This is a genomic window from Stenotrophomonas maltophilia group sp. SKK55 (genome assembly GCF_057179845.1).
Genome location: NZ_JBXUHP010000018.1, coordinates 580,460 through 606,823 on the forward strand (window position 1 = coordinate 580,460; position 26,364 = coordinate 606,823).

Sequence of the window (26,364 nt, forward strand, 5' to 3'; positions counted from 1 at the left end):
AAAAACCCGCATCGACCGATGCGGGCTTTCTGGTGTCCGGGCGTGTGTTGCTGTCTATCTACCCAGGGCGCAGTCCCGCATCGGCCGCGCACGATTATTCGCGCGCAGATTATTGCGGTTGTTGTTATTGACGGCGGTGGCCAGGCGGATCGACATGGCATCGACCCTACCCCGGTTTCCGGCACGGCGCAACCGTTGCGTTGGCAACCACTCCCCGGCGCGCATAATGGCCCGCCGTGAAACAAGTAATGGAAATGCAACACCGCGCTGGCCGCCCTGCCCTGCCTGGGCCTGGCCGCCTGCCAGACCCTGCTCCGGCCGTCGCCCCTGCCGCCGGCTCAGCTGCGGGGCCTGGAACAACGCGGCACCGACGGCAGCTTCGAGGGTGCCTTTGATACCGCGCAGACCTTCGAGCACTTCAACGATCCGCGCGCCATCGACTACTACGAGCGCGCCGCAGCGGTCACGCCCTGGACCTTCCACAACACCAGGGCGGAAGAAGCACTGGGCAGGATCTGGATCTCCGGCACGCTGCGCCATGCCGACAGCCCCCACATCAACCCGGCACCGGTGCTGCGCGCGTCCTGGCGACGCGGTGAACGTGCCTATCTGGCGGCCGCCGACCACGGCAATCCCCATGCGTTCCACGAACTCGCCAAGGCCTATCGCCAGCAAGGCGACGCGCAACAGGCACTGCGCTGGGACCTGCGCGGAATGATCTACGAGCGCTATCCGAGTTCATCGTCACGACGGCCGGATGCGGTCGCCGCACAGGGTGACACCGTGCATCCACGGGTTGCGCAGATCCAGCGTCGCGCCGAGCGTGGCGATGCCGACGCACAGGTCGATCTGGGCGCGCTGCTGGAAAAGGGCGTAGGCCTGCCACGCGATCCTGCGCGTGCGCTGCAGCTGTACCAGCGCGCCGGTGCGAAGGGCAATGTGTTCGGCCAGTACTTCGCCGGGCTGCTGCTGGGCCGCGGTGCGCCGGGCATGGAGAAGGACACCGACGCGGCGGCGCACTGGTTCGCCAGGGCCGAAGCGCAGCACTTCTACATGGCCGCGCCGAGTTACTGGAAGAAGGCGGTCGAGCCGCCGTTCTTCCTCTTTTCGGAATAGTAGAGCCGAGCCATGCTCGGCTGCTTCTGCCGGGCAAAACCAGCCGAGCATGGCTCGGCTCTACAGGGATGCAGCCCCGGCGGGATGCGTGCCGACCAACGGTCGGCACCCACCATTCTCACCCCACCGTCCTCACACCAGCAGCCGTTCCACCAGGTTCTGGTACAGCCCGGGCAACGCTTCCAGATCGTCCACGCGCACGTTCTCGTCCACCTGATGGATGCTGGCGTTGACCGGCCCCACTTCGATGCACTGCGCGCCCAATGGCGCGATGAAGCGGGCATCGGACGTGCCGCCGCCAGTGCTTTCCTCCGGTGCACGGCCGATGTGCTCGGCCAGCACCGCACGCGCAGTGGCGCGCAGGGTGCCTTCCGGGGTGTAGAACGGTTCGCCGCTGCGATGCCACTTCAGCGTGTACTGCAGGGCATGCCGATCCAGCAGCGCGGTGATCTCCGCTTCCAGTTTCGGCGCATCCCAGTGCGGGTTGTAGCGGATGTTGAAATCCACTTCGAGCTCGCCGGGAATCACATTGTTGGCGCCCGTACCGGCATGGATGTTGGAGACCTGCAGGCTGGTCGGCGGGAAACTCTCGTAGCCGTCATCCCAGCGCCGTGCGCTCAACTCGGCCAGGGCGGGCGCCGCCTGGTGGATCGGGTTGCGTGCCTTCTCCGGGTACGCCACATGGCCCTGCACGCCCTGCACGCGCAGCTTGGCCGACAGGCTGCCGCGACGCCCGACGCGCAGCAGGTCGCCCAGCGCCGCTGTCGATGATGGCTCGCCGGTAATGCACCAGTCGATGCGCTGGCCGCGCTCGGCGAACAGCCGTGCGACGTGGCGCACGCCATCGATCGCGTCGCCTTCCTCGTCGCTGGTCAGCAGCACCGCCAGCGTGCCGGGGTGATCGGGATGCGCGGCGACGAACTGCTCGGCGGCCACCACGAACGCGGCCACGCTGCCCTTCATGTCGGCGGCGCCACGGCCATACAGCACGCCATCGCGGATCTGCGGCGTGAACGGATCGCTGGTCCAGGCCTCGCGCGGGCCGGTGGGCACCACGTCGGTATGGCCCAGCAGCACCAGCACCGGCGCACCCTGGCCGTGGGTCGCCCACAGGTTGTCGACCTCACCCAGACGCAGCTGGTCACAGTGGAACCCTGCCTGCTTCAGGCGTGCCGCCAGCAGTGCCTGGCAGCCAGCATCATCGGGCGTCACCGAGGGCCGTGCGATCAGCTCGCAGGTCAGGTCGAGGACCGCGCTCACGCGTCACCCACGCCGAAGCGGGCCTTGAAGCCATTGTCACTGAAACCCTGGCTGACCGTGCCGTCGGCGGTGACCACCAGCGGGCGCTTGATCAGCTGCGGGTACTCGCGCAGCAGCAGCTTCCATTCGGCCTCGGAATCGGCGGCCTTGCGGTTGTCCGGCAGCTGCCGCCAGGTGGTTGAGGACCTGTTGACCATCGCGGCCAGGCCACCCAGCTGCTCAGCCCACGCCAGCAGTGTTTCCGGGCTCGGCTTGTTGTCGCGGTAGTCAACGAAGGTGTACGGCACGCCGAAGCGGTCCAGCCACTTGGTCGCCTTCTTGCAGGTATCGCAGTTCTTCAAACCGTAGACAGTGGTGCTCATGGCCATCTGTGATGCTGGAAAACAGAGGCCCAGAATCTCACAACAGGCGCTCGGACACGACCCGGAACGGTACCCTTGGCAGCCGGAAGGCCATCCCCTCGTGCAGCGCCACGTCCATCGCCTGCAGGCGCGGGCACTGCAGTTCGCCTTCCAGCTGCAGCGGCTGCAGGCTGTCGACATCCACCGGCAGCGCGATGCGGGTGCTGGCCCAGCGCCGGTCACAGGTGCGCGCAACGGCCTCATCCTGGCAGGTCAGGAAGCGCAGCAGGGCCTGATGGCCACCGAAGGCCCCCCGCCACGCCCCGTCCTCCCAGCCCGCAGCGGCCCGCCACTGCAGGTGCAGCGCAGGCGCACTCCCCTGCCCGCCTTCGATCAGGGTGTACCCATCGCCATCGGCGCGCACCACATGCTCGAAGCGCGCGGACAGGTGGGGCTGCATGGCATCGCTGAAAGCACGCGCGCCGGCGACGAAGGCCAGCTGATCCATCACGTTGCGATCGAACAGCACCACCGGGGTCCCGCCCGGATCATCGTCACGGCGCAGGTACCAGCGCCAGTTGCTCTGCTTTGGCGACGGTATCAAGCAGCGCAGCGGTCCCGCCAGCGCCGGCCCGAAGTGGCCATGGCGATAGCTGAGAACGGTATAAGGCGTGCGTCCAGCATGGACCACGTAGTGATGGCCAGGTGGCACTGGCGGGGCATGGCGCACATCGACCCACCAGCTCGCGTAGATCACGTCGCGCACGTCGCTGGCCAGCACCGGCATCGGCCAGCGCCGCGACAGTGCCCGGCGCAACCGGGTCCAGCGCGGAGCTGCAGCAGGCGCGGCAGCATCCGTCCGAGCGCGTTGTCGGACGGATGCAGGTAGATCGCGGACTGCGCCAGGTCCTCCGGCGCACTCACCTTCAGTCGGCCAGGCCGCGCAGCAGGTCGTTGACGCTGGTCTTGCTGCGGGTCTTGGCATCAACCTGCTTGACGATCACCGCGCAGTACAGCGAGTGGGTGCCGTCCTTGCTCGGCAGCGAGCCGGACACCACCACGCTGTACGGCGGGATGTAGCCGTAGCTGATCTCGCCGGTGGCGCGGTTGTAGATGCGGGTGCTCTGGCTGAGGAACACGCCCATGCCGATCACGCTGTGGTGGCCGACCACCACGCCTTCCACCACTTCCGAACGCGCACCGATGAAACAGTGGTCCTCGATGATGGTCGGGCTGGCCTGCAGCGGCTCCAGTACGCCGCCGATGCCGGCGCCGCCGGACAGGTGGCAGTGCTGGCCGATCTGCGCGCAGGAACCGACGGTAGCCCAGGTGTCGACCATGGTGCCTTCGCCGACGTAGGCGCCGATGTTGGTGAAGCTCGGCATCAGCACTACGTCCTTGCCGAAGTACGTGCCGCGGCGGGCGATCGCACCGGGCACCACGCGCACGCCGCCACGGCGGAACTTCGCTTCGTCATAGCCGGCGAAGCGCGATTCGACCTTGTCCCAGAACGGTGCCGGTCGTGCATCGACCACCGCCATGTCGTTGACACGGAAATACAGCAGCACGGCCTTCTTCAGCCACTCATTGACCTTCCAGCCGCCCTGGCCGTCCGGCTCGGCGACGCGGAATTCACCGCTCTCGAGACCGTCGATCACGCGGTTGACCAGCGGCCTGGTCGAGCCTTCCAGCTCATGCAGGGTCAAGGTGGCGCGGCGCTCGAAGGCGCTCTCGATGCCGAACCTGAGTTCTTCCACGCCGGGTGCCGACGGCTTGCGCAGCGACTTGCGGGCGATGGTCTCGGCGCGGACGGCTTCGGCGCTCTTGGCCGGGGCCGGCTTCTTCACAGCACGCTTGACCGCAGCCGTTTTCTTCGCCGGGGCCTTCACCGCAGCGGCCTTCTTCGGCGCAGTGGCCTTCTTTGCGGCCGGTGCGGCTGCAGCAGGTTTCCGGGCCGCTGCGCTCTTCGGGGTCGCGGCGGTCTTCTTGGCGGGCTTGGTGGCCATCAGGCGGGGTCTCCGGCGTTTCGATCAGGGTCCAGGCAGGCCAGCATTGCGTCATGCAGCTGCTGCCGGGCAGGTTCAGTCAGGGGGAGGTCGTGTTCGTCACTGATCACGAAGGTGTCTTCGGCGCGCTCGCCGAACGTGGCAATGCGCGCATCATGCACGCGCAGGCCCTGGTTGCGCAGCACGAACGCCACATCGGCCAGCAGGCCGGGACGGTCGGGAGCGACCAGGGCAAAACGGGTTGCGCCCGGTTCATCGCGGAACTCGATGCGCGGGGCGAAGCGGAAGTGCCGCAGTTGCCGAGGTACCACACGGCGCGACGGCCGCAGGCGCGACAGGTCACCACTGAGTGCCTCGCGCAGCGCCGCCTCCAGGTTGGCACTGCTGCCATCGGCAAACGTGTCGGCCGGGTTCACTTCGAAGGTATCGAAGATGGTATCGGCCGGACCGTCCAGCACGCGTGCGCGGTGAATGCCATAGCCCTTGCGGTCCAGGGTCATCACGATCGCGGCGAACAGGCCGTCGCGGTCGGGCGAGTGCACGAACACTTCCAGCGCCGGGTCATCCACACTGATCCGGCGCACCTTCACCAGCGCCTGGCCCTGCTTCACCGGTACCAGCGCGGCTGCCTGCCAGGCCAGCTGCTCGGGGCGCAGACGAATGAAGCCCTCATCCGGCATCACCGCGAACTGGCGATCGATGGTGGCGTCGTCGTAACCCTGCTCGCGCACCAGTGCGCGCACGCTGTCACGTGCCTCGGCCACGCGTTCGGCGGCCGGTACCGGATGCTCCAGCCCCTCGCGCAGCGCGCGCCGGGTGGCGAAGTACAGGTCGGCCAGCAGGCGGTCCTTCCAGGCATTCCACAGCTTCGGGCTGGTGCCGGCGATGTCGGCACAGGTCAGCAGGTACAGGTAGTCCAGGCGGTCGCGGCTGCCGACCAGGGTGGCGAAGCGATGGATCACCACCGGATCGGCGATGTCCTGCTTCTGCGCGGTCACCGACATGCGCAGATGCTGTTCGACCAGCCATGCCACCAGCTCGGTATCGGTGCCACTGAGCGCATGCGCCTGGCAGAACGCACGCGCGTCCACCGCACCCAGCTCCGAGTGGTCGCCGCCGCGGCCCTTGGCGATGTCATGGAACAGGCCGGCCAGCAGCAGCAGTTCCGGCTTGCGCAGGCGGGGCCACACTTCGTGCGCGATCGAGAAGCGTTCGTCGGCACGGCTGCTGGCGAACTGGCCGATGTTGCGCAGGACCATCAGCGTGTGCTGGTCGACCGTATAGACATGGAACAGGTCGAACTGCATGCGCCCGCTGACCTGGGCAAACGCGGGGATCCACTGGCCAAGCACACCCAGCCGCGCCATGCGCGAAAGCGTGTCGACCGGGCGCTGGCCGCGCAGCAGGGACAGGAACTGCTCGCGTGCATCGGCATCGGCCTGGTCGTAGGCCGGCAACAACGGCAGTGCTTCGGCCAGCGCGCGCGCAGTCAGCGAATGCAGGCCTCGCACCTGTGGATTGTTGGCCCAGCTGGAAAACAGGGCGAACACCTGGCCGATGTCACCGCGCGGCCAGTCGGCCTCGTTGGCCGCCAGGTAGCCGCGGCGCAGGGAGAAGCCCACGGTCAGCGGTTCCGGCTGCGCCTCGCCATCGAACTGCTCCTCGAAGCGCTGCAGCAGGCGGTCGCTGATCCGGCGCACCACCAGTGCGGCGCGGTAGAAGCCCTGCATCATTTTCTCGACACCGAGATTCTCGGCATCGTCTTCGAAGCCCAGGCGCGCGGCCAGGGTCTTCTGGTAATCGAAGCGCAACCGTTCTTCCGGTCGGCGCGCGACCAGGTGCAGGCCGAAGCGCAGCCGCGCCAGCACCGCACGCTCGCGCTTCAGCGCAGCCGCTTCGTCGGCGCCCAGGTGGCCCAGGCCGACCAGCGCTTCCAGGTCGCGTACGCCGAAGGCGCGCAGCGCCATCCAGCCCAGCGTGTTGAGATCGCGCAGGCCGCCGGGACCATCCTTGAGATCCGGTTCCAGGTTGTCGGCAGTGTCGCCGAAGCGCTGGTGGCGGTTGCGCAGCTCTTCCAGCTTGGCCAGGAAGAAGGCACGCGCCGGCCACAGCTCGCGGTCGTCGATGGCCTCGCGCAGCGCACGGCGCGCTGCATCATCAGCCAGGATCGGACGCGCCTCGATCAGCGCGGTCAGCACGGTCTGGTCAGCCGCCGCCTCGCGGCACTGCAATGCAGAACGCACCGCATGGCTGACCGCCAATCCGCAGTCCCACAGCAGCGCGAACAGGCGTGCCAATGCCGCTTCATGCGCCCGTTGTGCGGGCGGGTCGCCGAACACCAGCAGGTCGATGTCCGAACGCGGAAACAGTTCACCCCGGCCATAGCCACCGACCGCGAACAGCGACAGGCCGCTGTCGGCCGGCAGGCAACGCTGCCAGGCCAGGCGGATCAGATGGTCGGCCGCGCGCGCCCGCAGCGCCAGCAGGCGCTCAATGTTGTCGCCCTGGTCGAAGCGGCGATACAGGCGCGCGTCGGCCTGCTGCAGCGCCTGCCGCGCCGCAGCAGCCCAGTCCGGGTCGTTGAGCGACGCGGCCGGCGTGTCCAGCAGCGAACTCGCCGGCAGCATCGTCAGGAAACCTGCGACTCGCCCGGCGACAGCGTCAGCACGTCGACGCCGGTCTCGGTGACCGCGACCATGTGCTCCCACTGTGCCGACAGCTTGCGGTCCTTGGTCACCACGGTCCAGCCATCCGGCAGCACCTTGTTGTAGCGGGTGCCCTCGTTGATCATCGGTTCGATGGTGAAGGTCATGCCCGGCTGCAGCACCAGGCCCTGGCCCGGGCGGCCGTAATGCACCACCTGCGGCTCGTCGTGGTAGACCTTGCCGATGCCGTGGCCGCAGTACTCGCGCACCACGCTGAAACGCTCGCCTTCGGCATAGCTCTGGATGGCATGGCCGATGTCGCCCAGGGTGGCGCCCGGGCGCACCGCGCGGATGCCGCGCCACATGGCTTCGTACGTGGTTTCCACCAGGCGGCGGGCCATCACCGACGGGGTGCCGACGAAGTACATGCGGCTGGTGTCGCCGTGCCAGCCGTCCTTGATGACGGTGACGTCGATGTTGATGATGTCGCCATCCTTGAGCACCTTCCCTTCGCTGGGGATGCCGTGGCAGATGACATTGTTGACCGAGGTGCACACGGTCTTCGGGAAGCCGCGGTAGCCGACGTTGGCCGGAATCGCGCCCTGCACGTTCACGATGTGGTCGTGGCAGATGCGGTCCAGTTCCTCGGTGGTGACACCGGGCTTGACGTGGGGGGTGACGATGTCGAGCACTTCGCTGGCCAGGCGGCCGGCGATGCGCATCATCTCGATTTCCTGCGGGGTTTTCAGATTCACGCTCATGGCACCCATTATCGCCGATCCGGCCGCAATCTGAACGAACGCCACCCAACTGCCGATCCGGGTCATGCACGGTTCCGGCAAGGAAAGTGAAAGCGTGATGGTCTCCGCTCTTTCGTCTGCCTAATTATCACGGATTACAGACACTTACGCCTCCTAAGCTGGATCCACCGTCGTCAAAGCGGCACCGAACGTGCCGTCTTCGCCTTGTTCAACGGACCTTCGGGTCAGGGAGGTTGTTCATGCGATCCCCAGTTCGATCCCCGCTGGCATGGGCCGTGGCCGGGTTCCTGCTGTCCAGCCCGGCACTGGCCGCCGATACCACCACCTTCAATGTCACCCTGGTGGTCACCAAGGCCTGCACCATCACCGCGGCGGCGGCCACCAACGTCGACTTCGGCACCGCCGCTTCGACCACGGCGACCCCCACCTTGGGCCAGGGCACGGTCACCGCCCAGTGCTCGGCACTGACCCCGTACACGATTTCACTGAATGCAGGTGCCAACGCCAGCACCGCCAATGACGTCACCACCCGGCGGATGAAGAACACCAATGCGGCGGTGACCGCCAACAACTATGTCGGCTACCAGCTCTACCAGGATGCCGCACATACCCTGGTCTGGGGCGCCACAACCGGCACCAACACCCAGGCCGGCATCGGCACAGGCCTGGCCGTGCCCTACATCGTCTACGGCCAGATCCTGAACCTGAGCACCAACAACCCGGCCGCCGGTAGCTACCTGGATACGGTTACCGCCACGATCACCTATTGATGGAGCACGCCCGCATGGCCGGATCCCGCCCGTGGCGCGCCACCGGCGTGGCGCTGCTCGCCCTGTACCTGCTTGCCATCGCGGCCGCCGGCGCCACCAGCCTGCAGGTGGCCCCGACCAGCCTGCAGCTGGAAGCCCGCCAGCGTGCCGGCGAATTGTGGCTGACCAACAGCGGCACCTCACCGGTGAAGCTGCAGGTACGCGTGTTCCGCTGGGTGCAGCAGGACGGCCAGGAACAGCTGCTGCCCACCGATGCGTTGATGGCCACTCCGCCGATGCAGGAACTGGCCGCCGGACAGCAGCAGCTGGTGCGGGTCATGCGTGCGGACAAGGAACCGCCAGCGGCACAGCAACATTACCGCCTGATCGTTGACGAGGTGCCCGACCTGGCCATCCGCGCGGGTGGCATGCAGTTCGTCCTGCGCTATTCGATCCCGGTGTTCGTGCAGCCCTCGGCCGGCACGCTGGCGCCGCAGCTGCAGGCCCGGCTGGTAAAGCTGGCGGACGGCCGCAACGGCGTCGAAGTAGCCAATTCGGGCAACAGTTACGCTCAGATCGCCGATCTCGCGCTGGGCAGCGCCACGCGCCCACGCATCGTCCATCCTGGACTGCTGGGCTACGTACTGCCCGGTCAGGTGATGCGCTGGCCGATCGAACGCACGGCGATCGACCGCGACAACGACCAGATCACGGCCAAGCTCAATGGCGAGTCGGAACAGACGCCACTGTCGCCCCCACCGGCTCGCTGAGGCGTTGATGGGCGCGTTGCTGGCTGCCCTGGCTCCCGCGGCGACCGAGGCCGCCGATGTGTCCGGCGTGGCCACGGCGGCTGATGTATCCGGCGTGTCGGCCGATGCGATCCTGCCCGCCCCCACCCCACTGACCGCCAGCCAGACGCTGTACCTGGATGTGTCGCTCAACAGCACGCCGCGCGGCCTGCTGCCGTTCACCGAGAACCGTGGCCGGCTGCAGGCCAGCCCCGAAGTGCTGCGCCAGCTCGGCTTCAACGCCAGCGGCGATGCACCGGTCTACCTGGACCAGATCAGCGGTGCGGTGGTGCGCTACGACGCCCACATGCAGACCCTGGCGCTGGACGTGCCGCTGGACCAGCTGACACTGCCGACCACCGTGCTCAGCCGCCCGCAGACGCGCGCCCCCACCGGCAGCGCCTCGCCCGGCGTGCTGCTCAACTACAACGTCTACGGCAGCCGGGTGGACACGCTCGGCAACCTCAGCCTGAGCTCGGAGCTGCGCGTATTCGGCGTCGGCAATGGCACTTTCGAGAACACCGCCATCAGCCGCCGCTACCAGCAACCCGGCGACCGCCATTGGCGCGGCGAGAGCGTGCGCCTGGACACGCGCTGGAGCCTGGATTTCCCCGATAGCGCAACGACCCTGGAGATCGGCGATTTCTACAGCGGGTTCGTCGACTGGACCCGCCCCGTGCGCCTGGGTGGCCTGCAGATCGGCCGCAACTATGGCCTGCAGCCCTACCGCGTGCTGACGCCCACGCCGAGTTTCCTCGGCCAGGCCGTGGTGCCCTCCACGGTCGAGCTGTATGTCGATGGCCTGCGCCAGTACAGCGGGCAGGTGCCGGTCGGTCCCTTCCAGCTCGCAGCACAGCCCGGCATCAGCGGCACCGGCAACGCGCAGGTGGTGGTGACCGACGCATTCGGCCGCATGCAGACGCTGGACTTCAGCTTCTACGGCACCCAGCAGCTGCTGGCCAAGGGCCTGTCGGACTGGTCGGTCGGCGTCGGCTACCTGCGCCGGGATTTCGGCGAGCGCTCCTTCGCCTATGACGATCGCACGGTGGCCAGCGCCAGCTGGCGCGGCGGTGTCACCGACACGTTCACCGGCGAGGCGCATGCCGAAGGCGGCGGCGGCCTGGCCCAGGGCGGCATTGGCGGCTGGTGGTTGCTCGGCGCCGCCGGCGTGTTCAATGCCGCCTATGCGCACAGTGACTACCACGGCCTGCAGGGTGGGCAATGGGCGCTGGGCTACAGCTGGAACAACCGTCGCTTCAACGTCAATCTGCGCAGCGTGCGCAGCCACGGCGACTACCGCGACCTGGGCGCGCTGCAGGGCAACCTGCCACCAAGCATCAGCGAGCAGGCCACGGTCGGCCTGGACCTGCTGCGGCTGGGCACGCTCAGCGCCAGCTATCTGCGCCTGCGCTACCCCGACGGCGACGACAATCGCTATGCCAGCCTGTTCTGGTCGCGCACCTGGAGCCAACGCTGGTCGGCCTACCTGTCAGTGAACCAGAACCTCGACCGCAGCGATGACCGCAGCATCTACCTGTCGATGACTGCCAGCCTGGGCAACAATCGCCAGGCCAGCCTCTCCAGCCAGCGCAACGGCGACAGCCAGAGCTGGGTCGCGGACGTGACCCAGCCGGTGCCCGGCGATGGCAGCGCCGGCGGCGTCGGCTGGCGCGCGCAGCTGCGCCACGGCGAGGACGGCAACGGCGGCCTGGCCGAGGTCGGCATCCTCAACGATGTCGGCCGCTATTCTTTCGGTGCCTCGCGCCAGGGCGGGCTCAACCATGCCTACGCCAGTGCCAGCGGCAGCCTGGTGTGGATGGGCGGGCACGCCTTCGCCACGCGCGAGGTATCCGATGCGTTCGCGGTGATCAGCACCAATGGCGTCGGCGGCGTCCCGGTGCGGCTGGAGAACCGCCTGATCGGTGTCACCGACGATCGCGGCCTGCTGCTGGTCAGTCCGTTGCTGTCCTGGCAGCGCAACCGGGTCTCGATCGACACCCTGGACCTGCCCGAAGACATGCGTGCCGACCGCATCGAGGACTGGGTCACGCCGCGCCAGCGCGCCGGCACCCGCGTGACCTTCCAGCTGCGTTCGCGGTCGTCACTGAGCCTGACCCTGCTGGCGATGGACGGCCAGCCTCTGGAGGTGGGCAGCGAGGTGCAGCTGCCTGACGGTCGCCAGGCCACGGTCGGCTACGACGGCCTGCTCTATCTGGAAGACGTCGCCGCCGGCAGCGTGCTGTACGTCACCACCAGCCATGGCCCGTGCCGGGTGAAGGTACCGGACCTGCCCAAGGTGGTGGCGTCCGGTGCCCGCCCGAAGCCGGCACCGCAGCAGTGCATTCCGGAGGTGGCGCCATGAAGGTGCTGCTGCTCGTCCTGCTGCTGTGGGCCGGCCTGCTGGCAGCGGCGCCGGCCGGTGCCACCGCGGTCTGCACGGCGGTCGCCAATCCGACCCTGCCGTTCGGCAACATCAACAGCAATGCACCCGGCCCGAGCACGGCCAACCTCAACATCACGGTGACCTGCACCACCGCCGCGCTGAGCCTGCTGGCCACCACCGGCGTGCGCGTCTGCGTGGGCATCGGCGCAGGCAGTGGCGGCGGCAGCAGTTCCACGTTCCGCACGATGGCCACCTCCACCAGCGACACGATGAATTTCCAGCTATATAACAACGCCAGCTTCGGCCAGGTCACTGGCCTGGTCCCGCGCGGCACGCCGCCAGCGCAGGAGCTGACCATGAGCTACAACGTACCGCTGCTGACCGGCGGCAGTGGTGCGCAGACTGTGCAGCTGTTCGGTCAGATTCCGGCCAACCAGGTCCTGGCCTCCGGCGCGTACAGCAGCACCTTCAGCGGCGCCAGCGTGGTGCTGACCTGGGCCTGGAACGAAGTCCTGCTCGGCACCGCCACCGTTCCCGCCACCTGCAACGGCGGCGCCACCGGTACCAACAGCGCGAGCGCGGCCTTCAGTTTCACCGCCACCGCCAACGTGCTGCCGCAGTGCGGCAGCTACGTCACCACCAACATGAATTTCGGCAACGTCACCGGCGGCATCCCGGCCAACATCGACCAGACCGCCACCCTGACCCTGACCTGCCTGAAGAACACCGCCTTCCAGGTCGGCCTGAACAACGGCCAGAACAATCCCGCCGCCACCACCACCCGGCGCATGGCCACCACCATCGGCAGCGGCACCTACTACCTGCCCTACGAGCTGTACCGGGATCCGGCACGAAGCCAGCGCTGGGGCAACACCCTGACGGTCGACACGGCCAGCAGCACCGGCACCGGAAGCGCACAGCAGCTGACCATCTACGGCCGGGTACCGCCGGTCACCGGCCAGCCCCCGGCCGGCACCTACAACGACCTGGTGACGGTGACGATCACCTACTGACCTGCGTACCGACCAACGGTCGGCACCCACCGGACGAAGGCCGTGCCGAGCGCGGGCTCGGCGCTACAGTTGCGGCGCATCCGGCCGATACCGCGCAGCGAGTCTTTCAGCACGGTGGGTGGCAGGTGGTTCGCGCATTTCTGATCGGGGCGATGCTGGTCGCCAGCACGCCGGCCCGCGCCGAACCGCGCAGCAGCACGCTGCAGATCCGGCTGACCGTGGTCGAATCCTGCAGCGACGATGCCGGCGCTCCCCGTTGCGCGGCGCCACACCAGCGCAGTGACGCCCCCAGGGTGCCGCCCCAGGTCCGCGACCTCGCACCACCGGCGACAGACGACAGCGCAATGCCCTCCGTGACCCTCATCTACTGATGCGCGCGCTGCTGATCCTGCTTGGACTGCTGCTGGCGCAGCCCTCGGCGGCGCTGGAGCTGTTGCCGACCACCCTGCAGCTACCCGCCGAAGGCGGCCGCGCCGAACTATGGCTGCGCAATCCGGGGCCCGGCCGCTGGCAGGGCCAGGTGCAGGTGCTGGCCTGGGAGCAGCAACTGGACGCCGAACGACTGCAGCCCAGCGACCGGATCCGGGTCAGCCCCGCGCGGCTGGACCTGGCCCCTGGCAGCACCCAGCGCGTCTGGCTGCTGCCAGGCGGTCCGCCAGCATCGGTGGGTGAACAGGCCTATCGGATCGTACTGGCGCCGGCCTTGCCGGGATTGCCCCGCTACTCGCTGCCGTTGTTCCGCGGCCCAGCGGCGCCAGCGCTGCATGCCCGGCTGCAGGCCCGCGTCGAGGCACATGGGCCTCAGGCCATGCTGCGACTCAGCAATTCCAGTACGCTGCATGGCCGCCTGCACGATCTGCGGTTCACAGCGGCCAACGGCCAATCGTCGCTGCTGGTGGCCGGGCTGGCCGGCTACATCCTCGCAGGCCATGAACGCCGCTGGCCCCTGCCTGCCCGCCCCGATGGCTATGTGGGCGGCCACTTCCGGGCCCGCCTGCAGGACGGCCGCGAGGTCGATCTGGCCGCATCTGACCCTGCAATTGCAGCGGACGCCCCCAGCGGGCTATAATCGACCGGATTCCTGCCGCCTGCGTGCGCGGGAGCCCGTCCACACCGGACGTCACCGGTGAATCCACACCTGCTGCCCCCATCCGTGCCGGGGTGCTCCGCGAGGAGTTCGGCCACGGAGGCAGCAGGGAAGCCCAACCCCGGAACCGATCGCGCTTCCACGCGTCCCGCATACCTATCCCGCGGGCGGAATCGCTGGTTCCATATCAGGAGTATTGCAATGCCCCAGGTCACCATGCGTCAGATGCTGGAAGCCGGCGTCCACTTCGGCCACCAGACCCGCTACTGGAACCCGAAGATGGCTCCGTACATCTTCGGCGCCCGCGGCAAGATCCACATCATCAACCTGGAAAAGACCGTCCCGCTGTTCAACGATGCGATGAACTTCATCTCGTCGGTTGCCCAGAAGCGCGGCACCGTCCTGTTCCTGGGCACCAAGCGCAGCGCCCGCGAAACCATCAAGGAAGAAGCCGAGCGTTGCGGCATGCCGTTCATGAACCAGCGTTGGCTGGGCGGCACCCTGACCAACTTCCGTACCGTCAAGCAGTCGGTTGCCCGCCTGAAGGAACTGGAAGCCGGTGAAACCGACGGCACCTTCGAGAAGCTGGTCAAGCACGAAGTGCTGGGCCTGCGTCGCGAGCGCGACAAGCTGGAAGCGTCGCTGGGCGGCATCAAGGACATGAACCGTCTGCCGGACGCCATCTTCGTGATCGACATCGGCCACGAAGACATCGCGATCAAGGAAGCCAAGAAGCTGGGCATTCCGGTCATCGCCGTGGTCGACACCAACTACAACCCGGAACTGGTGGACTACGCCATCCCGGGCAACGACGACGCCATCCGCGCTGTGCAGCTGTACGCCCGCGCCGCTGCCGACGCCGTGCTGGAAGGCAAGGCCGCTGCGCCGCACGCCGCTTCGGTGCGCGAGGAAGAGTTCGCGGAAGCCGCTGCTGAAGGCGAAGAGAAGCCGGCCCGCCGCGCTCCGGCCAAGAAGGCTGCCAAGAAGGGCGACGACGCCCAGGCCTGATCCAGGCCCCGGGTGGACGCCCGGCGTCCACCTTCCCTGCACGCAGCCCCTGGCGCGTGACAGGACCGTGTCACACGGGCCGGCCACCATGCCGGCCCAACCCCTTTCTTTCGTGAGGTAATCCCGTGGAAATCACTGCTTCCCTGGTCAAGGAACTGCGCGAGCGCACCGGCGCCGGCATGATGGAATGCAAGAAGGCGCTTACCGAAGCCAACGGCGACATCAACGCCGCTGCTGAAGCCATGCGCAAGTCCGGCGCTGCCAAGGCCGACAAGAAGGCTGACCGCGTGGCCGCCGAAGGCCGCCTGGGCCTGGCCCAGGATGGCGGCAAGGCCGTGCTGGTCGAAGTCAACTCGGAAACCGACTTCGTCGCCAACGACGACAACTTCAAGACCTTCGTCAACGCCGTCGCCGCTGCCGCCCTGGCATCGGGCGCCAACGACGTCGAAGCCGTGAAGGCTGCCACGCTGGCCGATGGCCGCACCGTTGAAGAAGCCCGCGCCACCGCCGTGCAGACCCTGGGCGAGAACATCCAGATCCGCCGCATGGTCAAGGTCGACACCACCGGCAACATCGGCGCCTACGTCCACACCAACGGCAAGGTTGGCGTGCTGGTCGACCTGATCGGCGGCGACGTCGAGCTGGCCCGTGGCCTGGCAATGCACGTGGCCGCGCTGAAGCCGCCGCACAACAAGGCTGCGGACGTTCCGGCCGAGTTCGTTGAAAAGGAAAAGGAAATCGAGCTGGCCAAGATGACCGAGAAGGACAAGGCCAAGCCGGCCGACATCCTGGAAAAGATCATCAGCGGCAAGATCAACAAGATCGTCAGCGACGTGACCCTGTACGGCCAGACCTACGTGCTGGGCGACACCACCGTCGAGCAGGTGGTCAAGGCCGCTGGTGCGGACGTGGCAGGCTTCAAGCTGCTGATCGTCGGCGAAGGCATCGAAAAGGTGGTGGAAGACTACGCCGCCGAAGTTGCCAAGGCGATGCAGGTCTGATTCCAGCCCTCCGGCTGTGAAGCGACCAGAAGGAGCCGCGGGAAACCGCGGCTCTTTTTTTATGCATGGGCCCAGGGATTAACCCATGGCCCATCGGTGAGTGCGCACCGTTGGTGCGCACAACCGGCACCTTTGCGTTGCGCTCGAATCAAGCCGATACTCAGTCGCAGGGAATCCTCAGTCACTTAGCAGGAACGAAAATCGCGGACTGTGATGCATTCCTAGGTATTCTTGTCCCAATGGAATTGAACGACCCGACATGCCTCCCGAGCTGACAGCTGCCCTGGCGCTCTGCCGCAACCTGCCTTCGCCACCCGGTATTGCCCTGCGCATCATCGAACTGGCTCAGGACCCGGAAGCGGACATCGCCACCGCCGCCGACATCATCGCCATCGACATGGCGCTGAGCGCTCGCATGCTGCGCATCGCCAATTCGCCGCTGTATGCCAGCCGCCGCCGCATCGAGAACCTCGGCCAGGCGCTGACCATGCTGGGCCTGAACGCCACGATCAGCCTCGCCCTCGGCTTCACCGTCACCCAGGGCCTGACCGGCGGTGGCGCCGATCATGACCTGCGCCAGCGCGCGTGGAAGCGCAGCATCCTCAGTGCCCTGGCCGCCAGCCAACTGGGCCAGGCGCGCGGCCTGCGCCGGCTGGAGGAGCTGATGCTGGCCGGACTGCTGCAGGACCTGGGCGTGCTGTGCCTGGCCCAGGCCGAGTCGGAGCGCTACCTGCCACTGCTGCGCGAGGCACGCGACAACATCGACCTGGTTTCCCGCGAGCGCGAGGCGCTGGGCTGCAGCCACGCCGACGTCGGCGCCTGGGTGGCCGAGCAATGGGGCCTGCCACGTTACCTGGTGGAGAGCATCAGCCACAGCGAGGACGAGGACGCCGCCGAATCGCCATTCCAGGTCTGCGTGCAACTGTCCGGCGCAGTGGCCGACATCTGGCTGGATAACGATGCCGATGCCGCGCGCGAGCGCGCACTGCAGCAGGTGCACGACCGCCTGGAGCTGGACAGCGCGCGCTTCGACCAGGTGCTGGCCCGCATCAGCGAGGCCTTGCCCGACATCGCCAGCCTGTTCGATGCCAGCCTCAATTCGCCGGCGCGGGTACGCGAGCTGATCGATCACGCGCAGGAACTGGCCACGCTGCGCAACCTGCGCGAACTGCAGGATGCCGACCAGGCACGCCGCCGTGCCGACGAATTCGAGGCGCGCGCCAAGCGCCTGGCCGACCAGGCCCATCGTGATGCATTGACAGGCGTGCTCAACCGCCGCCAGCTGGAAGCGGTGCTGGAGCAGGAATTCCTGCGTGCCGGCCGCCAGGGCTGGCCACTGTCGGTGGCCTTCATCGACCTGGACGACTTCAAGAAGATCAACGACGCCCACGGCCACCTGACCGGCGACGAGGTGCTGCGCGCCTTCGCCGGCAAGCTGCAGGGCCAGTTGCGCAACAGCGACACCGTGGCCCGCTTCGGCGGCGAGGAGTTCGTCGCGCTGCTGCCCAACACCAGCGAAAGCGTGGCCCTGGACGTGATCCGCCGGGTGCTGGCCAACATCGTCGCCACGCCGATGGCCGAGCTGGAGGGTGGTCCGCTGTTCGTCACCTTCTCCGCCGGCGTGGCCACCCAAGGCGGCTACGAGCGCTTCGCCGACGTCCAGGACCTGCTGCGCGCGGCCGACGACGTGCTGTACCGCTCCAAGAACCTGGGCCGCAACCGGGTGATCGCCCGCTCGCCGGGGGCGCTGGGCCATGACGAGCTGTCGGCCACGGCCAGCGCCGAACTGGGCTGAACGGGACGCCCCGGCCGACCGGGCGAACCACCGGATTCTGCGCCGCAGTGCACAAAACACTTTGGCACAACGCCGCATGCGCGTAGAATCGCCCGCGATTTCCACGCACCCGAGGTCCCCATGTCCAAGCTCGCCTATCGCCGCATCCTTCTGAAACTGTCCGGGGAGGCGCTGATGGGAGACGAGGACTACGGCATCGACCCGAAGATCATCAACCGCCTCGCCCGTGAGGTCATCGAAGCCCAGCAGGCCGGTGCCGAGGTCGCGCTGGTGATCGGAGGTGGCAACATCTTCCGCGGCGCCGGTCTGGCCGCCGGCGGCATGGACCGCGTAACCGGCGACCAGATGGGCATGCTGGCCACCGTCATCAACGCCCTGGCCATGCAGGACGCCCTCGAGAAGCTGGGTGCCAAGGCCCGGGTGATGAGCGCGATCAAGATCAACGACGTGTGCGAGGACTACATCCGCCGCCGCGCCATCCGCCACCTGGAAAAGGGCCGCCTGGTGATCTTCGCTGCCGGCGTCGGCAGCCCGTTCTTCACCACCGACTCCGGCGCCGCGCTGCGCGCGATCGAGATCGGCGCTGACCTGCTGCTGAAGGCCACCAAGGTCGATGGCGTGTACGACAAGGACCCGAACAAGCACAGCGATGCGGTCCGCTTCGACAGCCTGAGCTACGACGAAGTGATCCGCCGCGGCCTGGAAGTGATGGACACGGCGGCCTTCGCTCTGGCCCGCGACAGCGACCTGCCGATGCGCGTGTTCGACATGGGCCAGCCGGGCGAACTGCTGAAGATCCTCAACGGCGCGAACATCGGCACCCTGGTTCAGGGCCGCGACCCGGCCTGAGCCTGAGCGCAAAGCGACAACCGGGCCGATTCAGGCCCGGCAGCGTCCCGTATTCGCCTATAATCGCCCGATTCCAGATACATCCAGGACCGGGCGATGCTCAACGACATCAAGAACAACGCGCAGACGCGCATGGCCAAGAGCATTGACGCTCTGAAGCACACCCTCACCTCCATCCGGACCGGCCGTGCCACCCCGGCCCTGCTGGACCGCGTGACGGTCAGCGCCTATGGCAACGCCAGCACCCCGCTGAACCAGGTCGCGTCGATCTCCAACGCCGACGCCCACTCGCTGCTGGTCACCCCGTTCGACAAAGGCATGATCAAGGAGATCGAAAAGGGTCTCTACAACGCCGAGTTCACTCCGAACACGCTGGGCACCGCGATCCGCATCAACATGCCGCCGCCGACCGAAGAGCGCCGCAAGGAGCTGGTCAAGCAGGTGCAGAAGGAAGGGGAAGGCGCCAAGATCGCGATCCGCAACATCCGTCAGGACGCGAACAAGGAAATCGCCAAGCTGGTCAAGGACAAGGCGATCAGCGAAGACGAGAAGAAGCGCGGCGAAGACGACATCCAGAAGCTGACCGACGCCAACATCAAGGACGTCGACAAGGTCGTTTCCGACAAGGAAAAAGAACTGCTGTCGGTCTGAAGTCGATGCCTTCAGTCCCGCCTCCGTTGCCTGCCTCCCTGCCCCGCCACATTGCCATCATCATGGATGGCAATGGGCGTTGGGCACAGCAGCGCCGTCGCCCCCGCGTGATCGGCCACCGTGCCGGCGCGCGCGCGGTCAACCGCACCATCGAGCGCTGCCTTGAACTGGGCATTCCGGCGCTGACCCTGTTCGCCTTCTCCAGCGAGAACTGGGGCCGGCCGCAGGAGGAAGTGGACGCGCTGATGAAGCTGTTCCTCGGTGCACTCGACCGCGAAGTGGACGAGCTGCACCGGCGTGGCGTGCGCGTGCGCTTCATCGGCGAACGCGAGCGCTTCGGCGCCGGGCTGGTCAGCCGCATGCAGCTGGCCGAGCAGCGCACCGCCGACAACACCACCCTGACCCTGTCGATCGCCGCCAGCTACGGTGGCCGCCAGGACATCGCCCGCGCCGCGCGCGCCCTGGCCGTCGAAGTGGCGGCCGGTCGCCTTCTGCCCGAGCAGATCGATGAATCGCTGCTGGGCAGCCAGGTGGCCCTGGCCGACCTGCCGCCGCCGGACCTGTTCATCCGCACCGGCGGCGACACCCGCATCAGCAACTTCCTGCTGTGGCAGCTCGCCTATACCGAACTGTGGTTCACCGAGGCCCTGTGGCCGGACTTCGACGCCGGGCAGCTGCAGCAGGCGCTCGACGCCTATGCCGGTCGCGAGCGTCGTTTCGGCCTGACCAGCGCCCAGATTGCCGCACTGGCCACCGAGACTTCCAGCCCATGACCAAGACCCGAGTCCTTGCCGCGCTGATCATGGCGCCGCTAGCCATTGCGGCGATCCTGCTGCTGCCTACGCAATGGCTGGCCGCCGCCGCCGCCGCCGTGCTGCTGATCGGCCTGTGGGAATGGCTGAAGCTGGCCGGTATCGAAGACACCCTGGCGCGCACTGTGCTGCTGGTGCTGAACCTGCTGCTGATGGTGCTGCTGGTCTGGGCCGATGGCAGCACCCTGGTCCTGTTCCAGATAACCACGCTGGCCGGCGTTGCCTGGTGGCTGGCCGCGCTGGTCTGGTTGCGCTTCTTCAACTTCGGTGCGCAGCCGTCGGCACCCTCGCGGATCCTGAAGATGCTGGCCGGTACCCTGGCCATCGTGCCGGCGTGGGCCGCGCTGGTGCTGATCCATGCCGGCGGCGATCCGCCGGGCCAGCAGGGCCACCTGTGGCTGCTGGCTGCGCTGGCGCTGGTGTGGGCGGCCGACTCGGGCGCCTATTTCGCTGGCCGCCATTTCGGCAAGCACAAGCTGGCGCCGCGGATCAGCCCCAACAAGACCTGGGAAGGCCTGTTCGGCGGCCTGCTGGCCGGTGTCGCCGTGGCCCTCGGCCTGGGCTGGCTGGCTGGCATCGATGCCGCACACCTGCCCGGCCTGTTGATCACCGCGGTGGTGGCGGTGTTCGCCTCGGTCCTGGGCGACCTGTTCGAGAGCCTGATCAAGCGCCATGCCGGCGCCAAGGACTCGGGCCACCTGATCCCGGGCCACGGTGGCGTGCTCGACCGGGTCGACGGCGTCCTCGCCGCCGTGCCGGTGTTCGCGCTGGGCAAGGAAATCTTCGGGTTCTGACCATGAATGCAGCTGCAGACCTGCGCCGGGTCGCCGTGTTCGGCGCTACCGGCTCGATCGGCGCCTCCACGCTGGACGTGATCGCCCGCCACCCGCACCGCTACCAGGCCACGGTGCTCGCTGCCGGCCGCCAGGTGCAGGCGCTGCTGGCGCTGTGCCGCCAGCACAGACCCGCGCACGCGGTGATCGCCGACGCATCGCTGTTCGCCGAGCTGCGTGACGGCCTGCGCGAGGCCGGACTGGCCACCGAGGCCCATGCCGGCCAGGCCGCGCTGGACCAGCTGGCCGCCAGCGATGCCTGCGATACCGTGGTCGCGGCCATCGTCGGCGCGGCCGGCCTGTCCTCGACCCTGGCCGCCGCCGCCGCCGGCAAGCGCATCCTGCTGGCCAACAAGGAATCGCTGGTGCTGGCCGGCGAACTGCTGACCCGGACGGCCGAACGTGCCGGTGCCGAAATCATCCCGATCGACAGCGAGCACAGCGCGATCTTCCAGTGCCTGCGCTCGCGCGATGCCAGTGTCGACGGCGCCGGCGTGCGCCGGATCCTGCTGACCGCCTCCGGCGGCCCATTCCGTGGCCGCAGCCACGCCGAGCTGGCCCAGGTCACCCCCGCCCAGGCAGTTGCCCACCCCAAGTGGTCGATGGGGCCGAAGATCTCGGTCGATTCGGCGACGTTGATGAACAAGGGCCTGGAAGTCATCGAGGCCCACCACCTGTTCGGCGTGCCAGGCGAGCGCATCGAGGTGCTGGTGCACCCGCAGAGCCTGGTCCATTCGCTGGTCGAGTTCGTCGATGGCTCGACCCTGGCCCAGATGGGCCTGCCGGACATGCGCACCACCCTCGCCGTTGGCCTGGGCTGGCCGCAGCGCATCGAATCGGGCGTGGCCGGGCTGGACCTGCTGGCCCAGGGCCGCCTGGATTTCGAGGCCCCGGATACCGACGCCTTCCCCTGCCTGGCGCTGGCCTGGCAGGCGATGCAGGCCGGCGGCACCGCGCCGGCAGTGCTGAACGCCGCCAATGAAGAGGCGGTTTCAGCGTTTCTTCAGGGCCGGATCGGTTTCCTGACGATCCCGGAGCTGGTTGCTAACGCTCTTTCAACACTGCCGACCCAGCCAGCCGATACACTGGAGGTCCTGTTGTCCGCCGACCAGCGGGCACGCCAGCTCACCCTGAACGCCATCGACGCCGCCTGAACGACCGCCTCGCCCAGCATGACGCCGCCGCCCTTGCCCACCACTGTGAGCCTGCATGACTGACTTCATCGGATCGGTCTGGTGGATGATCGTCAGCCTCGGGCTGCTGGTCACCTTTCACGAGTTCGGGCATTACTGGGTCGGGCGCCTGTGCGGGGTCAAGATCCTGCGTTTCTCGGTCGGCTTCGGCCGGCCGCTGTGGTCGCGCCGCGACCGGCACGGCACCGAGTTCGCCATCGCCGCCATCCCGCTGGGCGGTTACGTGAAGTTCCTCGACGAACGCGAGGTCGAAGTCCACCCGCACGAGCGCGGCCAGGCCTTCAACCACAAGACCGTCTGGCAGCGCATCGCGATCGTTGCCGCCGGCCCGATCGCCAATCTGCTGCTGTGCATCCTGCTGCTGTGGGCGATGTTCGTGATCGGCAAGCAGGATTACTCGCCCACCATCGGCCGTGTCAGCGGCATCGCCGCCAGTGCCGGCCTGGCCAGCGGCGACCGCGTGCTGCGCGTGGACGACCGCCAGGTGGTCACCCTCGGCGAGGCCAGCATGGCGCTGACCGCAGCCGCGATGGACCGCCGCGACGTGAAGCTGGAAGTGCTGGATACGGCCGACCAGGTACGCACGCGCACCCTGCCGCTGTCGCAGCTGCCGGCGGGTTTCGATGAGCGGCGGGTGCCGATCCTGGCTGGCCTGCACTGGCAGTCGTGGCTGCAGCCGGCGCAAGTGGAGTCGCTGACTGCGGACTCCGTGGTGGCAGGGCAACTGCAGCCAGGCGACCTGATCGTGGCCATCGACGGCCAGCGCATCGACAGCGTCGACCAGGTGATCGGCGAGATCCAGGCCCTGGGCCGTGCCGGCGGGCCGGGAATGATCGAGGTCCTGCGTGGCGGCGAGCGCCTGGCGCTGGAAGTCACCCCGCGCCAGGGCAAGGACGGCAAGGGCAATCCGGTCTGGCAGATCGGCGTCGGCTTCCCCACCAGCTACAGCCCCTCCTATGACACCCTGCTGCGCTATGGCCCGCTGGATGCGGTGACCGTGGCGGTGCGCGAGACCGGCCGCCTGGCCGCCGACTCGCTGGGCATGATGGGCCGCATCGTGACCGGCAAGGCCTCGCTGCAGAACGTTTCCGGGCCGGTCACCATCGCCCGCGTGGCCAATGTCTCGGCCAAGCGCGGCCTCGACTGGTTCCTGCAGTTCCTTGCCCTGCTGTCGCTCAGCCTGTGCATCATCAACCTGCTGCCGATCCCGATCTTGGACGGCGGCCACCTGCTGTATTACCTTATCGAGTTGGTCAAGGGCAGCCCGCTGAGCGAGCGTGCCATCGCCGCCGGCCAATACATCGGCCTGGCGTTGCTGGCCGGGCTGATGGGGTTGGCGTTCTACAACGACATCCTCGGCCTGGTCCCGCGATGAACTTTTCCACGTTGTTGCCGTCTACAGCGTCGGCATCCCGCACCAATGAAATCGACCTTCCTACCGGACGTGACATGACGCGACTCCCCAATCGCCGCCTGCTGGCCCTCGCCCTCGCCGCCGTCACCGGCGCTCCCGCCCTGGCCCAGGCAGCCGAGCCCTTCACTGTCAGCGACATCCGCGTCGATGGCCTGCAGCGCATCAGCTCGGGCACGGTGTTCACCTACCTGCCGGTGGAACGCGGCGAGACGATCACCGACAACAAGGTCGGCGAGACGATCCGCGCCCTGTACAAGACCGGCTTCTTCGAAGACGTGCAGCTGGACCGCCAGGGCACGATCCTGGTGGTGACCGTCAAGGAACGCCCGGCGATCAACAAGCTGACCGTGACCGGCAACAAGGACATCAAGTCCGACCAGCTGCTCAAGGGCCTGTCCGACATCGGCCTGACCGAGGGCGGCACCTTCGATCGCCTGAGCCTGGACCGCGTGACCCAGGAACTGCGCCGCCAGTACAACGACCGTGGCAAGTACAACGTCGACATCACCCCGACGGTGAGCCCGCTGGACCGCAACCGCGTGGACATCGCCATCGCCATCAAGGAAGGCAAGGCCGCCAAGATCCGCCACGTCAACCTGGTGGGCACCGAAAAGTTCGAGAGCAAGGACATCCTGGAGACCTGGGAGTCCAAGGAGCACAACTGGGCGTCGTGGTACCGCCGTGACGACCAGTACTCCAAGGAAAAGCTGTCCGGCGACCTGGAAAAGCTCAACTCCTGGTACCTGGATCGCGGCTACGTCGATTTCAGCATCGATTCCACCCAGGTCTCGATCAGCCCCGACAAGCGCGACATGTTCCTGACCGCGGGCGTGACCGAGGGCGCGCAGTACAAGATCTCCGAGATCAAGGTCAGCGGCGACACCATCCTCCCGCAGGAGGACGTCGAGCGCATGGTGATCCAGAAGTCCGGCGACACGTTCTCGCGTGCCCTGCTGGAGTTCAGCTCGGACACCATCACCAATTCGCTGTCCAACATCGGCTACGCGTTCGCCAAGGTGAACCCGATCCCGACCACCAACCGCGCCGAGCAGACCGTGGCCATCAACATGCAGGTCGTGCCCGGCCCGCGCGTGTCGGTGCGCCGCATCCTGTTCCGCGGCAACACCCGCACGTCCGATGAAGTGATGCGTCGCGAAATGCGCCAGTTCGAGAACAGCTGGTACTCGCAGGCCGCGATCGACCGCTCCAAGATCCGCCTGCAGCGCCTGGGCTACTTCGAATCGGTGGAAGTGGAGACCCCGGCCGTCAGCGGCAGCAACGACCAGGTCGACGTCGTCTACAACGTCAAGGAAACCACCTCGGGCAGCTTCGTGTTCGGCCTGGGTTACTCGCAGTCCTACGGCATGACCACCTCGGTGCAGCTGTCGCAGAACAACTTCCTCGGCGGCGGCAACCGCGTGTCGGTCGAAGCCTCGCGCAGCAGCTACCTGCAGCGCTACGGCTTCAGCTACACCAACCCGTACTTCACCGATGACGGCGTGTCGCTGGGCTACAACCTGTCCTGGCGCGAACTGGATTACTCCGACTTCAACACCGCGCAGTACAACAGCACCAACGGTGCCGCGCAGGTGGTGTTCGGTGTGCCGCTGACCGAGACCGATACCGTCTCGCTGATGTTCGGCATCGACAGCAACCAGATCACCACCTACCAGGGCTCGACCCCGCAGTCGATCATCGACTACATCAACGCCGTCGGTAAGCGCACCTTCCATGCCTGGCGCACCGAGCTGGGCTGGGCGCGCGACTCGCGCAACGACTACTTCATGCCGACCCGCGGTACCTACCAGCGCGTGGGCCTGGAAACCACACTGCCGGGTTCGACCATCGAGTACTACAAGCTGAACTACCAGATCAGCAAGTACTGGCCGATCATGCCGTCGCTGGTGATCAACACCCGCGCCGAAATCGGCTACGGCGATGCCTACGGCAAGGACTACACCCGTACGCTGACCAATCCGGATGGCACCACCCGCACCGTCACCGCCAGCGGCCTGCCGTTCTTCGAGAACTTCTACGCCGGTGGTACCAACTCGGTACGCGGCTTCGAGGACAACACCCTCGGCCCGCGCGAAGTCACCACTGGTTATCCGGAAGGCCAGCCGCTGGGTGGCTCGCTGAAGACCGTCGGTTCGGTGGAAGCCTACTTCCCGCGCCTGTTCGACAGCCCGTCGGCGCGCGTGTCGGCCTTCGTCGACTTCGGCAACGTGTATACTGGCGTGGACAACTTCAAGGCCAACGAGCTGCGCGTATCCACCGGTGTGGCCCTGCTGTGGCGCGCCCCGGTCGGCCCGATCTCGATCAGCTACGCCTTCCCGTTGAAGAAGGAAGACGATGACAAGATCGAGCGCCTGCAATTCACGTTCGGTGGCCAGTTCTGAGGAACTCTGTTCCTCAGAACTGATCCACCTCCGGTGAATTGCCCGCGCATTTCACCTATCCCCCGCGCCGCTGGCGCGCCCCCCTTAACAAAGGGGGGCTCTCCACCAAACGGGGTGCGAAGCGCCGGGCTCTGCCCGGCGTTTTCGTTTGGCCTGGATGCCGGAAGCGCCCGCTCTGCTTTTGATCTTTTCTGTTTTTCCGTGGCTGGCACTCGCGCCAAGCCGTCGGAGGTCGGATGGGGCGGGGCTGCGGGGGTGTG

At 67.4% G+C, this 26,364-nt stretch carries 23 protein-coding genes and 1 pseudogene; 17 read left to right on the forward strand and 7 right to left on the reverse strand.

Annotation, left to right across the window (positions count from 1 at the left end; translation table 11 throughout):
* Positions 1-54: 54 nt before the first annotated feature.
* Complete coding sequence (locus AC2A1N_RS11760) at positions 55-417, reverse strand: hypothetical protein (RefSeq protein ID WP_242890243.1); 363 nt, start codon at positions 415-417, stop codon at positions 55-57.
* On the opposite strand from AC2A1N_RS11760, the gene AC2A1N_RS11765 reads away from it, so the two are divergent.
* Positions 310-1,116 carry a tetratricopeptide repeat protein gene (locus tag AC2A1N_RS11765; RefSeq protein WP_429001051.1) on the forward strand — a complete coding sequence of 269 codons (807 nt, stop codon included), beginning with the start codon at positions 310-312 and terminating at the stop codon, positions 1,114-1,116. The two genes, AC2A1N_RS11760 and AC2A1N_RS11765, sit on opposite strands and share 108 nt — an antisense overlap.
* A 132-nt stretch (positions 1,117-1,248) precedes the next feature.
* On the opposite strand, the gene dapE is transcribed toward AC2A1N_RS11765, so the two are convergent.
* The 6 genes and pseudogenes from dapE to map form a co-directional block, all read right to left on the reverse strand.
* On the reverse strand, positions 1,249-2,376 hold the full coding sequence (gene dapE / locus AC2A1N_RS11770) for a succinyl-diaminopimelate desuccinylase (protein WP_242890224.1): 1,128 nt from the start codon (positions 2,374-2,376) through the stop codon (positions 1,249-1,251).
* Positions 2,373-2,744: an arsenate reductase gene (locus AC2A1N_RS11775; RefSeq protein WP_172412123.1), complete on the reverse strand. Its 372-nt coding sequence runs from the start codon at positions 2,742-2,744 to the stop codon at positions 2,373-2,375. The genes dapE and AC2A1N_RS11775 overlap by 4 nt, the downstream gene beginning before the upstream one ends.
* Positions 2,745-2,775: 31 nt before the next feature.
* Positions 2,776-3,641, reverse strand: a pseudogene (locus AC2A1N_RS11780) (hypothetical protein).
* A 2-nt stretch (positions 3,642-3,643) separates the two neighbouring features.
* Positions 3,644-4,723 carry a 2,3,4,5-tetrahydropyridine-2,6-dicarboxylate N-succinyltransferase gene (gene dapD, locus AC2A1N_RS11785; RefSeq protein WP_061480189.1) on the reverse strand — a complete coding sequence of 360 codons (1,080 nt, stop codon included), beginning with the start codon at positions 4,721-4,723 and terminating at the stop codon, positions 3,644-3,646.
* Complete coding sequence (locus AC2A1N_RS11790) at positions 4,723-7,332, reverse strand: [protein-PII] uridylyltransferase (protein ID WP_447905103.1); 2,610 nt, start codon at positions 7,330-7,332, stop codon at positions 4,723-4,725. Before AC2A1N_RS11790 ends, dapD begins: the two co-directional genes overlap by 1 nt.
* A gap of 20 nt (positions 7,333-7,352) precedes the next feature.
* A complete protein-coding gene (gene map, locus AC2A1N_RS11795) occupies positions 7,353-8,138 on the reverse strand; it encodes a type I methionyl aminopeptidase (protein WP_032955117.1) in 786 nt (261 codons plus the stop codon).
* A gap of 230 nt (positions 8,139-8,368) precedes the next feature.
* Here map and AC2A1N_RS11800 point away from each other — a divergent pair, with 230 nt between their 5' ends.
* The 16 genes from AC2A1N_RS11800 to bamA all read left to right on the forward strand — a co-directional run bounded on the left by AC2A1N_RS11800 (position 8,369) and on the right by bamA (position 26,104).
* The gene (locus AC2A1N_RS11800) at positions 8,369-8,899 is read left to right on the forward strand and encodes a Csu type fimbrial protein (protein WP_242890218.1); all 531 of its coding nucleotides are present in this window, start codon (positions 8,369-8,371) and stop codon (positions 8,897-8,899) included.
* A complete protein-coding gene (locus AC2A1N_RS11805) occupies positions 8,899-9,648 on the forward strand; it encodes a fimbrial biogenesis chaperone (RefSeq protein WP_072166808.1) in 750 nt (249 codons plus the stop codon). The genes AC2A1N_RS11800 and AC2A1N_RS11805 overlap by 1 nt, the downstream gene beginning before the upstream one ends.
* A gap of 7 nt (positions 9,649-9,655) precedes the next feature.
* Positions 9,656-12,028, forward strand: a complete 2,373-nt coding sequence (locus AC2A1N_RS11810) for a fimbria/pilus outer membrane usher protein (RefSeq protein WP_242890214.1) — start codon at positions 9,656-9,658, stop codon at positions 12,026-12,028.
* Positions 12,025-13,062 (forward strand): Csu type fimbrial protein, encoded by a 1,038-nt coding sequence (locus AC2A1N_RS11815; RefSeq protein ID WP_242890197.1) that lies wholly within the window; start codon positions 12,025-12,027, stop codon positions 13,060-13,062. The genes AC2A1N_RS11810 and AC2A1N_RS11815 overlap by 4 nt, the downstream gene beginning before the upstream one ends.
* 152 nt (positions 13,063-13,214) lie before the next feature.
* Positions 13,215-13,433, forward strand: coding sequence for a hypothetical protein (locus tag AC2A1N_RS11820; RefSeq protein WP_154351707.1), 219 nt, complete (start codon positions 13,215-13,217; stop codon positions 13,431-13,433).
* The gene (locus AC2A1N_RS11825; RefSeq protein ID WP_242890195.1) at positions 13,433-14,131 is read left to right on the forward strand and encodes a fimbrial biogenesis chaperone; all 699 of its coding nucleotides are present in this window, start codon (positions 13,433-13,435) and stop codon (positions 14,129-14,131) included. The genes AC2A1N_RS11820 and AC2A1N_RS11825 overlap by 1 nt, the downstream gene beginning before the upstream one ends.
* A 219-nt stretch (positions 14,132-14,350) precedes the next feature.
* A complete protein-coding gene (rpsB, locus tag AC2A1N_RS11830; protein WP_005408748.1) occupies positions 14,351-15,157 on the forward strand; it encodes a 30S ribosomal protein S2 in 807 nt (268 codons plus the stop codon).
* Positions 15,158-15,282: 125 nt separating this feature from the next.
* On the forward strand, positions 15,283-16,158 hold the full coding sequence (gene tsf, locus AC2A1N_RS11835; RefSeq protein WP_061480182.1) for a translation elongation factor Ts: 876 nt from the start codon (positions 15,283-15,285) through the stop codon (positions 16,156-16,158).
* Positions 16,159-16,417: 259 nt separating this feature from the next.
* The gene (locus AC2A1N_RS11840; RefSeq protein ID WP_154350457.1) at positions 16,418-17,953 is read left to right on the forward strand and encodes a GGDEF domain-containing protein; all 1,536 of its coding nucleotides are present in this window, start codon (positions 16,418-16,420) and stop codon (positions 17,951-17,953) included.
* Between the two features lie 120 nt (positions 17,954-18,073).
* On the forward strand, positions 18,074-18,802 hold the full coding sequence (gene pyrH / locus AC2A1N_RS11845) for a UMP kinase (protein ID WP_005415854.1): 729 nt from the start codon (positions 18,074-18,076) through the stop codon (positions 18,800-18,802).
* A gap of 96 nt (positions 18,803-18,898) precedes the next feature.
* Complete coding sequence (gene frr / locus AC2A1N_RS11850) at positions 18,899-19,453, forward strand: ribosome recycling factor (RefSeq protein ID WP_061480180.1); 555 nt, start codon at positions 18,899-18,901, stop codon at positions 19,451-19,453.
* 5 nt (positions 19,454-19,458) lie between these two features.
* The gene (gene uppS, locus AC2A1N_RS11855; RefSeq protein WP_049412139.1) at positions 19,459-20,226 is read left to right on the forward strand and encodes a polyprenyl diphosphate synthase; all 768 of its coding nucleotides are present in this window, start codon (positions 19,459-19,461) and stop codon (positions 20,224-20,226) included.
* On the forward strand, positions 20,223-21,059 hold the full coding sequence (locus AC2A1N_RS11860) for a phosphatidate cytidylyltransferase (RefSeq protein ID WP_061480179.1): 837 nt from the start codon (positions 20,223-20,225) through the stop codon (positions 21,057-21,059). The genes uppS and AC2A1N_RS11860 overlap by 4 nt, the downstream gene beginning before the upstream one ends.
* Positions 21,060-21,061: 2 nt before the next feature.
* The gene (locus tag AC2A1N_RS11865) at positions 21,062-22,252 is read left to right on the forward strand and encodes a 1-deoxy-D-xylulose-5-phosphate reductoisomerase (RefSeq protein WP_242890192.1); all 1,191 of its coding nucleotides are present in this window, start codon (positions 21,062-21,064) and stop codon (positions 22,250-22,252) included.
* Positions 22,253-22,307: 55 nt separating this feature from the next.
* Entirely contained in the window at positions 22,308-23,666 is a 1,359-nt protein-coding gene (gene rseP, locus AC2A1N_RS11870; protein WP_065197093.1) for an RIP metalloprotease RseP, read from the forward strand.
* A gap of 74 nt (positions 23,667-23,740) precedes the next feature.
* On the forward strand, positions 23,741-26,104 hold the full coding sequence (bamA, locus tag AC2A1N_RS11875) for an outer membrane protein assembly factor BamA (RefSeq protein ID WP_053497093.1): 2,364 nt from the start codon (positions 23,741-23,743) through the stop codon (positions 26,102-26,104).
* Positions 26,105-26,364: the final 260 nt, after the last annotated feature.